The 13,292-nt window shown below is 59.4% G+C and carries 11 protein-coding genes; 5 read left to right on the forward strand and 6 right to left on the reverse strand.

Annotation, left to right across the window (positions count from 1 at the left end):
- Positions 1-4: 4 nt before the first annotated feature.
- The 3 genes from prlC to C1Y42_RS23760 form a co-directional block, all read right to left on the reverse strand.
- Positions 5-2,047: an oligopeptidase A gene (gene prlC, locus C1Y42_RS19645; protein WP_058759342.1), complete on the reverse strand. Its 2,043-nt coding sequence runs from the start codon at positions 2,045-2,047 to the stop codon at positions 5-7.
- Between the two features lie 217 nt (positions 2,048-2,264).
- Complete coding sequence (locus C1Y42_RS19650) at positions 2,265-4,367, reverse strand: hypothetical protein (protein ID WP_104094177.1); 2,103 nt, start codon at positions 4,365-4,367, stop codon at positions 2,265-2,267.
- A 133-nt stretch (positions 4,368-4,500) separates the two neighbouring features.
- Positions 4,501-4,950, reverse strand: coding sequence for a hypothetical protein (locus C1Y42_RS23760; protein ID WP_021508101.1), 450 nt, complete (start codon positions 4,948-4,950; stop codon positions 4,501-4,503).
- Positions 4,951-5,286: 336 nt separating this feature from the next.
- On the opposite strand from C1Y42_RS23760, the gene C1Y42_RS19660 reads away from it, so the two are divergent.
- Positions 5,287-6,129, forward strand: a complete 843-nt coding sequence (locus C1Y42_RS19660; protein ID WP_021508100.1) for a 23S rRNA (adenine(2030)-N(6))-methyltransferase RlmJ — start codon at positions 5,287-5,289, stop codon at positions 6,127-6,129.
- Positions 6,130-6,132: 3 nt separating this feature from the next.
- On the opposite strand, the gene rnz is transcribed toward C1Y42_RS19660, so the two are convergent.
- A complete protein-coding gene (gene rnz, locus C1Y42_RS19665; RefSeq protein WP_104094178.1) occupies positions 6,133-7,044 on the reverse strand; it encodes a ribonuclease Z in 912 nt (303 codons plus the stop codon).
- 130 nt (positions 7,045-7,174) lie between these two features.
- Here rnz and gorA point away from each other — a divergent pair, with 130 nt between their 5' ends.
- A complete protein-coding gene (gene gorA, locus C1Y42_RS19670) occupies positions 7,175-8,527 on the forward strand; it encodes a glutathione-disulfide reductase (RefSeq protein WP_104094179.1) in 1,353 nt (450 codons plus the stop codon).
- Between the two features lie 141 nt (positions 8,528-8,668).
- On the forward strand, positions 8,669-9,601 hold the full coding sequence (locus tag C1Y42_RS19675) for a nucleoside recognition family protein (protein ID WP_104094180.1): 933 nt from the start codon (positions 8,669-8,671) through the stop codon (positions 9,599-9,601).
- Positions 9,602-9,640: 39 nt separating this feature from the next.
- On the opposite strand, the gene C1Y42_RS19680 is transcribed toward C1Y42_RS19675, so the two are convergent.
- Positions 9,641-10,462 (reverse strand): SDR family oxidoreductase, encoded by an 822-nt coding sequence (locus tag C1Y42_RS19680; RefSeq protein ID WP_104094181.1) that lies wholly within the window; start codon positions 10,460-10,462, stop codon positions 9,641-9,643.
- A 95-nt stretch (positions 10,463-10,557) separates the two neighbouring features.
- Here C1Y42_RS19680 and C1Y42_RS19685 point away from each other — a divergent pair, with 95 nt between their 5' ends.
- Positions 10,558-11,460, forward strand: coding sequence for a LysR family transcriptional regulator (locus C1Y42_RS19685; RefSeq protein WP_104094182.1), 903 nt, complete (start codon positions 10,558-10,560; stop codon positions 11,458-11,460).
- Position 11,461: 1 nt separating this feature from the next.
- On the opposite strand, the gene C1Y42_RS19690 is transcribed toward C1Y42_RS19685, so the two are convergent.
- On the reverse strand, positions 11,462-12,103 hold the full coding sequence (locus C1Y42_RS19690) for a hydrolase (RefSeq protein ID WP_021508093.1): 642 nt from the start codon (positions 12,101-12,103) through the stop codon (positions 11,462-11,464).
- A gap of 253 nt (positions 12,104-12,356) precedes the next feature.
- On the opposite strand from C1Y42_RS19690, the gene C1Y42_RS19695 reads away from it, so the two are divergent.
- The gene (locus C1Y42_RS19695; protein WP_104094183.1) at positions 12,357-13,274 is read left to right on the forward strand and encodes a bestrophin family protein; all 918 of its coding nucleotides are present in this window, start codon (positions 12,357-12,359) and stop codon (positions 13,272-13,274) included.
- Positions 13,275-13,292 lie beyond the last annotated feature (18 nt).

Below are 13,292 nucleotides of genomic sequence, written 5' to 3' on the forward strand. Positions count from 1 at the left end.
AGGCTTATCCCTGAATTCCGTAGTGTTCCAGCATCGCATCCAACTGCGGTTCACGGCCGCGGAAGCGTTTGAACAGCTCCATCGGCTCTTCGGAACCGCCGCGTGTCAGGATGTTGTCGAGGAACGACTGACCGGTCTGACGGTTGAAGATGCCCTCTTCTTCGAAGCGCGAATACGCATCGGCAGCCAGCACGTCGGCCCACAGATAGCTGTAGTAACCCGCCGCGTAGCCACCGGCAAACACGTGGCTGAAGGCGTGCGGGAAGCGGCCCCACTCCGGGCTCGGCACCACGGCAACCTGCTTTTTCACTTCACGCAGGGTTTCGAGGATTTGCGCGCCCTGCGCCGGATCGAACTCGGTGTGCAGACGGAAATCGAACAGGCCGAACTCCAGCTGACGCAAAATGAACAGCGCCGCCTGATAGTTCTTCGCCGCCAGCATTTTATCCAGCAGCGCTTTCGGCAGCGGCTCACCGGTTTCGTAATGGCCGGAGATGAACGCCAGCGCTTCCGGCTCCCAGCACCAGTTTTCCATAAACTGGCTCGGCAGCTCGACCGCATCCCACGGCACGCCGTTAATGCCGGATACGCCCGGCGCTTCGATGCGCGTCAGCATGTGGTGCAGGCCGTGGCCGAACTCGTGGAACAGCGTGGTCACTTCATCGTGAGTGAACAGCGCCGGTTTGCCCTGGACCGGGCGATTGAAGTTACAGGTCAGGTACGCCACCGGCTTCTGCAGACTGCCATCGGCTTTGCGCATCTGCCCGACGCAGTCATCCATCCACGCGCCGCCGCGCTTGTGCTCGCGCGCGTAAAGGTCGAGGTAGAAGCTGCCACGCAGCTCGCCGCTCTCGTCGAACAGGTCGAAGAAACGCACGTCCGGATGGTAAACATCCACATCGGTACGCTCTTTGGCGGTGATGCCATAAATACGCTTCACCACTTCAAACAGGCCGTTCACCGCGCGTGATTCCGGGAAGTACGGACGCAGCTGTTCGTCGCTGATGGTGTACAGATGCTGTTTCTGCTTCTCGCCGTAATAGGTGAGATCCCACGGATTCATGTCATCCACGCCAAACTCTTTTTTGGCGAAGGCACGCAGCTGCGCCAGCTCTTTTTCACCCTGCGGGCGCGCGCGTTTGGCGAGGTCGTTCAGGAAGTCGATCACCTGAGACGGGCTTTCCGCCATTTTGGTCGCCAGCGATTTGTCGGCGAATGAGTCAAAGCCCAGTAGCTCGGCCAGCTCGTGGCGCAGCGCCAGCTCTTCCGCCATGATTGGGCCGTTGTCCCATTTACCGGCGTTCGGGCCCTGATCGGAGGCACGGGTGGAATAGGCGCGATACATCTCTTCACGCAGCGCGGCGTTGTCGCAGTAGGTCATCACCGGCAGATAGCTCGGGATATCCAGCGTCAGCAGCCAGCCTTCCTGCTGTTTGGCTTCCGCCTGCGCTTTGGCCGCAGCCAGTGCGCTCTCCGGCATGCCCGCCAGCTCGGCTTCGTCGGTGATCAGTTTGCTCCAGCCCATGGTGGCGTCCAGCACGTTGTTGCTGTAAGCCGATCCCAGTTCGGAGAGGCGCGCGGCGATCTCGCCATAGCGTTTCTGTTTCTGTTTATCGAGGCCGATACCGGACAGCTCAAAGTCGCGCAGGCTGTTATCCACCGCTTTCTTCTGCGCGGTATCCAGCTGCGCGTAGCTCTCGCCCTCACGCAGGTTGCGATACGCCTGATACAGGCCTTCGTGCTGGCCCACCCAGGTGCTGTATTCGGACAGCAGCGGCAGCGTCTGCTCGTAGGCTTCGCGCAGTTCCGGGCTGTTTTTTACCGAGTTGAGATGGCTGACCGGCGAGAAGATGCGGCCCAGGCGATCGTCCACTTCCGCCAGCGGCTGGACTAAATTTTCCCAGGTGTAAGGCGCGCCCTGCGCCACTACGCGCTCCACCGCCGCGCGACAGTCGTTCAGCGCTTCAGTTACAGCGGGAACCACGTGCTCAGGTTTGATGGCGGAAAAAGGCGGTAGCGTAAAAGGCGTGAGTAACGGATTGGTCATAAGCGCAGTCCTTTCATCATGGAGTGGGGCCGCGCGCAGGGGCGCGGCGCAATTTTACTAACATGCGGCCAGACGAGGGGAAAATCAATGCCACCCGCAAGGGCAGAGAGAAAAACGCGCGATGAATCGCGCCGCTACAATAAGTGCACGTATCGGTAGCGGCGCGATTTATCGCGCAATGTTGAAAAAAAAAGCCCGCCAGACGGCGGGCCAGAGGTTATTTGATGGTCAGCTGATAATGGATCACATCATACGGCGCGACCCACGGTGGCAGCGGCTCGCGCTCGTAAATATCTTTCGCCAGCGCCCAGCCTTCCACTGCCCCGCCTTTACCGGTCAGCGACATGCCTTCCTGCAACAGCGGCGGCAGGCTGTCGTTGAACGGCACCTGATCGTGCGAAAAATCGTTGATTACCTTGCCGCTCAGAGTGGTGACGCGGACGCTGACCGCCGCCTGCTGGTCCGGCAGCAGTTTGCCTTTCACGCTTTTCACCGCAAACCACTGCATGCCGAGATCTTTCTTCAGCGCTTTACGCTTCGCCACTTTCTTGTCCAGCTGCGCGTAACCTTTTTCAATCAGTGCGTTCAGTCCTTTGCCAATGGAGGCCTGCATAGTGGCGTAACGGCGCGCCATCTCTTCGCCATCAAGCAGCGAATCACCGCTTTGCAGCTGGGTGTTTAAGCCGGCAATCAGCTGATCCATACTGATGCTGAGGCCGATGTCTTTGACCATCTGCAGCTGCACCACCGCATTACTGGCGATGAACTGACCCAGCGTGTAACCATCGCGTTCGGCATCGCTTTTCGGGGCAGAAAGTTTTGGCGCGGCGGCCGGTTGCTGCTTCGCCGCCTCCAGTTCCCGCGTCAGCTGCGCCAGGTTGTGCGCCTGCTGCTGTTTTTCGCTATCCAGCGCGGCGAGTTGTTTTTCACGCTCGGCCTGCTGCGTCTGCAGCGCGGTGAGCTTCTTCTCGCTTTCCGTCTGCTGTGACTGTAACGCTTGCAGCTGTTTGTCGCTTTCCGTCTGCTGCGCGGCCAGTTTTTGGGCGCTCTCAGCCTGCTGCGCGCTGAGCTGCTGCTTGCTTTCAGCCTGTAATGCCGCCAGCTTTTTGTCGCTTTCCGCCTGCTGGGCGCTGAGCTGCTTTTTGCTCTCTGCCTGCAGCGCTGCCAGCGCCTTGTCGTTTTCTGCCTGTAGGGCCGCCAGCTTTTTGTCGCTTGCCGCCTGCTGGGCACTGAGCTGCTTTTTGCTCTCTGCCTGCAGCGCCGCCAGCGTTTTCTCGTTTTCGGCTTTCAGCGCTTTCAGCGCGTCGGCGCTCTGGGTGGCCGCCGCGCGCGCGTCGCTGAGCTGTTTCGTCAGCTGGGCGCTGCCGGCGCTTTGCTGCTGCTGTGCCTCTTTCAGCGCCTGCTGCAGCGTGGCGATGTTTTTCTCCTGCTGCTGCTTCTCCGCGCTGAGCGCCGCCAGTTTTTTATCGTTCCCGGCCTGCTGGGCGCTGAGCTGCTTTTTGCTCTCTGCCTGCAGCGCCGCCAGTGCCTTATCGTTTTCCGCTTTCAGCGCTTTAAGCGCGTCGGCGCTCTGGGTGGCCGCCGCGCGCGCGTCGTTGAGCTGCTTCATCAGTTGGGCGCTGCCGGCGCTTTGCTGCTGCTGTGCCTCTTTCAGCGCCTGCTGCAGCGTGGCGATGTTTTTCTCCTGCTGCTGCTTCTCCGCGCTGAGCGCTGCCAGTTTTTTATCGTTCCCGGCCTGCTGGGCGCTGAGCTGCTGTTTGCTTTCAGCCTGCAGCGCCGCTAGCGCCTTGTCGTTTTCCGCTTTCAGCGCTTTGAGCGCGTCAGCGCTCTGGGTGGCCGCCGCGCGCGCGTCGCTGAGCTGTTTCGTCAGCTGGGCGCTGCCGGCGCTTTGCTGCTGCTGAGCCTCTTTCAGCGCCAGCTGCAGCGTGGCGATGTTTTTCTCCTGCTGCTGCTTCTCCGCGCTGAGCGCTGCCAGCTTTTTGTCGCTGGCAGCCAGCTGCGCCTTTAACGCATCATCCGCTTTCACCGCAGGTGCCGCAGAAAGCTTTTCGAGTTCCGCCACGCGGAGGCGCAGACGCGTCAGTTCCGCACTGTGATCGGGCGCTGTGGCTGCTTTTTTCTCTGCCTTGCTGACGGTTTTCGCCGCCGGTTTTGCGGCCGGTTTTGCAGGTGGCTGTGGTTTTGCTGCCGGTGCCGGCGGCAGGGTGCGCGCTGCTTCGCTGAACGCGCGCAGCATGTCATCATCAGCCGCTGACGCGGCCTGTCCGGGTAGCAGTAAGGCCGCGCTAATCAGCACCGCCAGCAGATGACGCTGTGTCATCAAAACCTCCAGTCGCGGCTCCTTGCCGCTAAGAAAACAAAAGGCCTCATCTCAATATGTTAATTGAGATGAAGCCATCCACCGCGCGAGGTTGTCGCGCTGTTAAAAAAGGGGTCGGCTTACGCCGTTATTGTTAACCGGCCTGGCGAATAATCAGCTGTGACAGACGGGTTTTAATGCGGAAGCACAGTTCACGGATCTGGAACTGATAGCGCGGCATGACTAAATCGTTAATATCCGCGCCGATCGAATCTTTAATCTGCAGATATTTGTTGGTCTGCGCACCAATTTTCTGGAATTCCGCCTGGTAGCTGTCATAAGACGCCTGGCTGTAGAGGCGCATCGCATCCAGCTCTTTACGGCACTGCTGAATGTTGCTGGCGCGATCGTCAGCGAACGAGGCAGCGGCCGGCTGGGCTGGCGCTTCGGTTACAAACGGCTGGCCGTCAGGCCGTGCAGCGGATTCAGCCATCGGCTGAGCGTCGGCGGCGGGCGGCGTTACCAGGCTATGAACAGGCTGTTGTTTCGCGCAGCCGGCCAGTGCCAGCAGGCTTGCCACCGCGATACCAGTCATTTTTTTCATTATTGTCACCAGGAGTTATTAAGGATGCTTGAAGCAAAAAATTATACGGCCATGGCCGAAAAGTTTCCTTGCCAGAGACGCATTCCTGGCATTTCGCTCGCGACCGCTTCGTTTTCGGCTACTAACTTACTTAATCTGCGGTAAAATTTCGAGAGTCGAATTATCCCTAAGTGAAATTAGTTCTCTACCAGACCGGTCGCATTCCGCTAAAGCGACCCGGGCGCTGAAAACTTAAGCGGATGGTAAAACGTCAGCAATTTTTATGCGGCGCGGCTATAATCGCGCCACACACGATCTATTCGACTTCATTGATCCAACCGCGGACCCCTCTTTTTTATGCTGAGTTATCGCCACAGTTTTCATGCCGGCAACCACGCCGACGTGCTGAAACACACCGTTGAAAGCCTGATCCTCACCGCCCTGATGGAGAAGGAGAAACCTTTCCTCTATCTGGACACCCACGCCGGTGCCGGACGTTACCAGCTGAGCGGTGAGCACGCCGAACGTACCGGCGAATATCTGGAAGGCATTGCGCGTATCTGGCAACAGCCGGACGCACCGGCGCTGCTGAAGCCCTATCTGGCGGCGATTCGCAACCTCAACCCAACCGGCACGCTGCGCTATTACCCTGGCTCGCCGCTGATCGCCCGCCATCTGCTGCGCGACGAGGATAAGCTGCAGCTCACCGAACTGCATCCGACCGATTACCCGCTGCTGCGCAGTGAGTTCAGTAAAGATGCGCGCGCCCGCGTTGAACGCGCGGATGGCTATCAGCAGCTGAAGGCCAAACTGCCGCCACCGACCCGTCGCGGCCTGATCCTTATCGACCCGCCGTACGAAATGAAAAGCGATTATCAGGATGTGGTGAAAGGCATTCAGGAAGGTCACAAACGTTTCGCCACCGGCGTCTATGCACTGTGGTATCCGGTGGTGTTGCGCCAGCAGATCAAGCACATGCTGAAGGATCTGGAAGCCACCGGCATCCGCAATATTCTGCAGATCGAGCTGGCAGTGCGTCCGGACAGCGATCAGCGCGGTATGACTGCGTCCGGGATGATTGTCATCAACCCGCCGTGGAAGCTGAAAGCGCAGATGGAAGAGCTGCTGCCGTGGCTGCACCAGAAACTGGTGCCCGCCGGCACCGGTCACTACAGCGTGACGCAAATCGTGCCGGAATAAGCGCTACACCTCAAATATCGCAAAATCATGCGCCAGTTCGGTGGCCGGAAAAACCGACTGGCACTCTGCCAGCAGCCTTTCCCGATCCTGCGACAAATAGCGCGAGCTAAAGTGCGTAGCGATCATGCGTTTTGCGCCAGCGCGCTGTGCCACGCTGGCCGCCTGCACCGTAGTGGAGTGGCCGCGCCCGTTGGCTTTTTCCGCCATCGCCGCTTCCAGCGTGGTTTCATGCACCATCACATCGGCGTTCGCCGCCAGCTGCAACGCCACCTCGGTGGGGCCGGTATCGCCGAAGATCGCCAGCACTTTGCCTTTGGTGGACGGGCCAAGATAGTCGGCGCCGTTGATCTCGCGGCCATCTTCCAGCGTGATGCGTTTGCCCTGTTTCAGATCCTGATACCACGGGCCGCGCGGCACACCTTCCGCCTTCAGGCGCGGTGCGTCAAGGAAGCCCGGCTTATCATGCTGTTCGATGCGGTAGCCATAGCACTCAACCACGTGGTTTAGCGCATAAGCAGTGACGCGAAACTCACCGTTATCCAGCACCGGACCGGCTTCGATCTCGACAATCTCCAGCGGATAGCCGGTATAAGAGCCGCTCAGGCTGAGCGCAGTGTCGACAAACTGGCGCAATCCTTTCGGACCGTACAGCGTCATCGGCTCGGTCAGGCCCGCCATCGAACGGCTGGTCAGCAGACCCGGCAGGCCAAAGATGTGATCGCCATGCAAATGGGTAATAAAGATTTTTTCCAGCTTGCCGGGCTTAAGCGCCGATCGCATAAACTGATGCTGCGTCGCTTCGCCACAGTCGAACAGCCAGGTCTCGCCGCGCTTCGACAGCGTCAGCGCAATGGCGGTGACGTTGCGCTGCAGGCTGGGCGCGCCCGCGCCGGTACCAAGAAATGTCAGGTGCATGATAAGTTCCTTTGAGCCAACCCCTTGCCGGCATTCAACCCTATTACATACATAGGTGCAAACTTTGCGCCGGTAACTGAAGCGGCGTTACACTCTATGCCAGTTTTCCTCCAACAGATGGACACAACGGATGACCAGACATTTTGATTACCTCGCCATTGGCGGCGGCAGCGGCGGTATCGCCTCCATTAACCGTGCGGCGATGTATGGCCAGAAGTGCGCCCTGATCGAAGCGAAAGAGCTGGGCGGCACCTGCGTCAACGTCGGCTGTGTACCGAAGAAAGTGATGTGGCATGCGGCGCAAATCGCTGAAGCAATTCACCTGTTCGGTCCGGATTACGGCTTTGATACCACCGTTAATCGCTTTGACTGGTCAACGCTGGTGAAAAATCGCAGCGCCTACATCGACCGTATCCACACCTCCTACGACAACGTGCTGGGTAAAAACCAGGTGGAAGTGATCAAAGGGTTCGCGCGCTTTGTCGATGCCCACACGGTGGAAGTGAACGGCGAGACCATTACCGCCGACCATATCCTGATCGCCACCGGCGGGCGTCCCAGCCATCCACAGGTGCCGGGCGCAGAGTACGGCATCGATTCCGACGGCTTCTTTGAGCTGGAGGCGCTGCCAAAACGCGTTGCGGTGGTAGGCGCAGGCTATATTGCGGTAGAGCTGGCCGGCGTGGTGAATGCGCTGGGCGCAGAAACTCACCTGTTTGTGCGTCAGCATGCGCCGCTGCGCAGCTTCGATCCGCTGATTGTTGAGACGCTGGTAGAACTGATGCAGGCGGAAGGTCCGACGCTGCACACCGAATCGATCCCGAAAGCGGTGATCAGGAACGCTGACGGCAGCCTGACGCTGCAGCTGGAAAACGGCCAGCAGCAGACGGTGGATTGCCTGGTGTGGGCGATTGGCCGCGAGCCGGCGACCGATAACCTCAACCTGGCGGTAACCGGCGTAGCGCTAAATGACAAAGGCTACATTCAGGTCGACAAGTTCCAGAACACTAACGTCAAAGGCATCTATGCGGTAGGTGATAATACCGGTGCGGTCGAGCTGACGCCGGTGGCCGTGGCGGCAGGCCGTCGCCTGTCTGAGCGCCTTTTCAACAACAAGCCGGACGAGCATCTCGACTACAGCAACGTTCCCACCGTGGTGTTCAGCCATCCACCGATTGGCACCGTCGGTCTGACCGAGCCGCAGGCGCGTGAGCAGTATGGCGACGATCAGGTAAAAGTGTACAAATCGTCGTTCACCGCCATGTATACCGCCGTGACCCAGCACCGCCAGCCGTGCCGCATGAAGCTGGTATGCGTGGGTCCGGAGGAGAAGATTGTGGGTATTCACGGTATCGGCAACGGCATGGATGAGATGCTGCAGGGCTTTGCGGTGGCGCTGAAAATGGGTGCCACCAAAAAAGACTTCGACAACACCGTGGCGATTCACCCGACGGCGGCGGAAGAGTTCGTCACCATGCGCTAACACCGCCTCCGCGCCATCATCGCAGCCCCCGCCTGGGGGCTTTTTTGTTTGCTGACTACTCAACAGCGCGCATACCCGCTATGATTTTTGCTTTGCTGGCCCGGCGGCCAGCGTTTTGCGGTAACGGGACGACGTCAGCACGTGAATATCATCAGCATAATTATGGAGTCGGGCAAAGCTGCGGTCGACGTCGCGCTTTACACTCTGATTCCCATCATGGTGGTGATGCTATTCATCATGAAATACCTCGAAGTGAAAGGCGTGCTGGATTTTGTCGTGCGCCACGCCACGCCGTTACTGAAGCCGCTGGGGATTACCGGCCTGGCGCTGTTCGCACTCATCCAGTTAAATTTTGTCAGTTTTGCCGCACCGCTCGCCGCGCTGGCGATCATGGAGAAGCGCGGCACCTCAGACCGCCACATGGCGGCCACGCTGGCGATGCTGTTTGCGATGGGCCAGGCCAATGCCTTTTATCCGCTGATTCCGGACGGGCTCAACTGGAGTGCCGCGCTGCTGTTCTCTATCAGCGGCGGCGTGCTGGCGGCCGCCTCAACCTATCACTTTTTTGCCCGCAAACTTTCCGACGTCGCGCTGCGTGATGAAGATCAGGGCGTGGAGAACAGCGACGCGAAGCCGGGGCTGATCGCCATCATCAACACCTCGGGTGCCGACGCCATTCGCCTCGCGCTCGGTTCGCTGCCGATGCTGATCCTTTCCTTGTCGGTGGTGGGCATCCTGAAGAGTGCCGGCGCCATTGAGCTGCTGACGCAGCTGCTGGCACCGCTGTTACACAAACTGCATATCGCCGAGGTGTATGTGCTGCCTGCGCTGACCAAATGCCTGGCCGGCGGTACCGCCTATTACGGCGTGGTTGCCGGACTGGTCGAACAGGGGCAGTACAGTGCGCACAACATCAACGCCTCGGCAGGCCTGCTGATTCAGACCTTCGACCTGCCCGGCATCGGCATTTTCCTCGGGCTCTCCAGCCGTTTTCCGCGCCTGTTCCGCTTCGCCGTTCCCGGCATTTTGCTCGGCATTGCGCTGCGCGCCACGGCGCACAGCCTGCTGTTCTGATGCCGGTTTACCGGTCAGGATTTTGCCGCAGCAACGGACTTACGCATCCGCGCCAAACGCCAGCGCTCTCTGCGCGCGCAGCTCTGCCAGCCGGGCTTCCAGCGCGGCTTCGATGTGCTGATAGGCCGTGCTGCCCAGCGCCAGCCGCAGCGGCATCGTTTCCTGATCCAGCGTCGCCAGCGTGGCCGCCACGCATTTTCCGGCATCACCCAATATAGCAAAGTCACCCGCTTCAATCGCCCGACGGAACTGACCGGATGCGTTGTCACGATAGGCGTCGAGCGGCGCGGCGATATCCAGCCCGCTGGCGAAGTTGGTGACGGTCGGGCCCGGCTCCACCAGCAGTAGCTCAATACCAAAGCTGGCCACTTCCTGACGCACCGCTTCGACAAAACCTTCAATGCCCCATTTGCTGGCGTGATACAGGCTGAAATTGGGATACGCCACCTGGCCGCCCTCGGACGAAATCTGCGCAATGCGGCCCCCGCCCTGCTGGCGCAAATGCGGGATGACGGCGCGAATCAGCTGGATCGATCCGGTGAGATTGGTGGCGATCTGGCGTGCAATCTGCGCGTCGCTCAGCTCTTCCGCCGCGCCAAACAGACCGTAAGCAGCGTTGCTTACCACCACATCAATACGCCCGACGCGGGCAAAGGCGCTGGCGATGGCCGGTGCGATACTGGCCGTTTCGGCCAGATCCAGCCGCATCACCAGCAGCCGATCGCCATATTGCTGCTGCAAATCGGCCAGCGCCTGCTCGCGGCGCACCGTTGCCACCACGCGATCGCCGCGCTCAAGTAAACGTTCACTCATCAGTCGGCCCAGTCCGCTGCTGGCACCGGTAATTAACCAGGTTTTCATTTTGCGCTCCTCATGTTGAAAACCTGATGATAGATCGCTTTACTGGTGGTCATAATCTCCCCAATTGCACATGACCTGGTGAGGAAATACCACCAATGAAACGCCCTTCCTGGCACGAACTGCAGGCGATCAAAACGCTGGGCGAGCAGCGCAGCTTCCGGCGCGCCGCCGAGCTGCTTGGCCTGAAGCGCTCTTCGCTCAGCCACCTGGTGAAAACGCTGGAGCACAACCTCGGCGTGCAGCTGTTTCAGCGCACCACACGCAGCGTGTCGCTGACCGACGCCGGTGAGCAGCTATTACAGCGCCTCGCGCCGCTGCTCAATCAGATGGATGAGGTGCTGCACGAGGTCAGCCTGAGCCGCCAGCAGCAGTACGGTACGCTGCGCATCAGCGCCAGCGATGTGGTGATTGGCCTGCTGCTGGATCAGGTGGTGCCCGAGTTCAGCGCGCGCTATCCCGGTATTCAGCTTGATTTCTCCGCCCAGGGCGCGCTGGTGGATATCACCGCCGCCGGGTTTGATGCCGGCATCCGGCTGATTGAAGATGTGCCGCAGGATATGGTGGCGATTGCGCTCGGCGGCCCGCTGACCTTCGTTACCGTGGCCTCGCCCGACTATCTGGCGGCGCACGCGCCGGTGCGTCAGCCGCAGGATTTACTGCAGCAGCAGTGTATTCGTCATCGCCTGCCCGGGGGCAAACGCTATCGCTGGGAGTATCAGCGAGCGGAAGAAAGCCTGGAGATTGACGTGCCGGGTACGCTGACGTTAGACAATAACGCGCTGATGGCGCGCGCGGCCATCAACGGTTCAGGGATTGCGTTCGTGCCTTCGCTGTATGTTAGCGAGGCACTGCAGCAGGGGAAATTAGTGGAGCTGCTGGCCGACTGGCGCATTCAGTCGGCGGGAATCGCGCTGTGGTTCCCGCCGAACCGGCATCAGTCGATGGCGCTGCGGCTGTTTATCGACGCATTGAAAGCCCGCCTGCCGCACCACCGCTGAATCAGCCCTGACGCTGCGGCGCTTTGTGCACCATGGTGTAGGCGTAGTCGACGCCCATGCCGTAGGCACCGCTGTGCTCACGCACCAGATCCATCACCGCATCGTAGGTCTCTTTGCGTGACCAGTCGCGCTGGTACTCCAGCAGCACCTGCTGCCAGGTCACCGGCACCGCACCCGCCTGCACCATGCGCTGCACGGAACGTTCGTGCGCATCAACACTGGTGCCGCCGGAGGTATCGGTCACCACATACACTTCGTAACCGGCTTTCAGCGCCATCAGGGCCGGGAAAGTCAGGCACACTTCGGTCCACAGCGCCGAGATGATCAGTTTTTTGCGGCCGGTCTTCTCTACCGCCTCGACAAATTTCGCGTCTTCCCAGGAATTCATGGAGGTGCGCTCAATCGGCTTCGATTCCGGGTGCACCGCCAGCAGTTCTGGCCAGATGTAGCCGCTGAAGCTTTCCGTTTCTACCGAGGTGTAAATCACCGGCACGTCGAAAATTTTCCCCGCTTTCGCCAGGGCGACGGTGTTATTTTTGAGCTGCTGGCGGTCAATATTGGCGACACCAAACGCCATCTGTGGCTGGTGGTCGATGAAGATCAGGGTTGAGTTCTGTGGGTCAAGCAGGTCGAGTTTAGACATGATAGTTTCCTCTAAAGTGGTTTTAAATTTGTGTGTTGTGCTGCTGGAATAAACTTTAGAGAAAGCGCGGACAAAGAGATAACGCAAAGAATTTTACAACTTGTTAAAAGCGTTTTTAGAAGCTTGATTTAAATACATTAATTAGCCAAAGCGCAGCGTTTTTGCTGGTAAAACAGCGGATCACCGGCGTTGATTCTGCGCCTGCGACGGGCGTAATCTGTGGCGACAAAATCATAAAAAACACCATCGCAAAATGATCGTACGTCCTCATCAACACTGGTTTCTCCGGTTGTTTGACTGGCACGGCTCAGTGCTGTCTCGCATTGCGTTCCGCCTGTCGCTTAACCTGCTGATGTCAGTGATCGCCATTCTGGGTTATCCCTGGTATTCCACGCTCGGCATTCACCTGACCACCGCACCGTTCAGCCTGATTGGCGTGTCGATCGCCATCTTTCTTGGCTTTCGCAATAACGCCAGCTACGCACGCTTTATCGAGGCGCGCACGCTGTGGGGCAATATGCACATCACTCAGCGCTCGCTGCTGCGCCAGGTGAAAACGCTGCGCGGACTGCGTGCGGAACAGGTGCAGGAGTTTATCGGGCTGCAGCTGGCGTTTAGCTGGAGCCTGAAACACCGGCTGCGTAAAACCGATGCCCAGGCCGATCTGCAGCGGCTGCTGCCGCCCGTGTGGCACGCCGCGGTGCTCGGCCATCCGATGCCGACCTCGCAAATCATGTTATGCATGGGCGAATGGCTGGCGCAGCGGCGTGATGAGGGATTAGTGACGGATATCGTCTGGCAGAGTATTGATGACAACCTCAACCATCTGTCGGCGTATCTGGGTGGCTGCGACCGGCTGGCCAGCACACCGATTCCCTTCGCCTACAGCCTGATTCTGCACCGCACGGTGTATCTGTTCTGCACCCTGTTGCCGTTCGCGCTGGTGGCGGATTTGCACCTGATGACGCCGCTGGTGTCGGTGTTTGTTTCGTACACCTTTTTGTCGCTGGAGTCACTGGCGGAAGAACTGGAAGATCCGTTCGGCACCGCGCCCAATCACCTGCCGCTGGACGCACTGTGCGTGAATATCGAACGCAACCTGAAAGCGATGAACAACGATTTCCCGCTGCCGGCAGCGAGCCAGCCGGACCGGTATTTTAATCTGACGTGACGGCACGGGCTGATTCAA

The organism is Pantoea sp. ICBG 985, assembly GCF_002928365.1.
GTDB lineage: Bacteria > Pseudomonadota > Gammaproteobacteria > Enterobacterales > Enterobacteriaceae > Pantoea > Pantoea dispersa.

Excerpts from the sequence above, each read along its gene's own strand:
- C1Y42_RS19685 (WP_104094182.1), top strand. The coding sequence starts at position 10,558 with ATGAAACGCCCTTCCTGGCACGAACTGCAGGCGATCAAAACGCTGGGC.
- rnz (WP_104094178.1), bottom strand. The coding sequence starts at position 7,044 with ATGCACCTGACATTTCTTGGTACCGGCGCGGGCGCGCCCAGCCTGCAG.
- prlC (WP_058759342.1), bottom strand. The coding sequence starts at position 2,047 with ATGACCAATCCGTTACTCACGCCTTTTACGCTACCGCCTTTTTCCGCC.
- C1Y42_RS19690 (WP_021508093.1), bottom strand. The coding sequence starts at position 12,103 with ATGTCTAAACTCGACCTGCTTGACCCACAGAACTCAACCCTGATCTTC.
- C1Y42_RS19680 (WP_104094181.1), bottom strand. The coding sequence starts at position 10,462 with ATGAAAACCTGGTTAATTACCGGTGCCAGCAGCGGACTGGGCCGACTG.
- gorA (WP_104094179.1), top strand. The coding sequence starts at position 7,175 with ATGACCAGACATTTTGATTACCTCGCCATTGGCGGCGGCAGCGGCGGT.
- C1Y42_RS19695 (WP_104094183.1), top strand. The coding sequence starts at position 12,357 with ATGATCGTACGTCCTCATCAACACTGGTTTCTCCGGTTGTTTGACTGG.
- C1Y42_RS19660 (WP_021508100.1), top strand. The coding sequence starts at position 5,287 with ATGCTGAGTTATCGCCACAGTTTTCATGCCGGCAACCACGCCGACGTG.
- C1Y42_RS19650 (WP_104094177.1), bottom strand. The coding sequence starts at position 4,367 with ATGACACAGCGTCATCTGCTGGCGGTGCTGATTAGCGCGGCCTTACTG.
- C1Y42_RS23760 (WP_021508101.1), bottom strand. The coding sequence starts at position 4,950 with ATGAAAAAAATGACTGGTATCGCGGTGGCAAGCCTGCTGGCACTGGCC.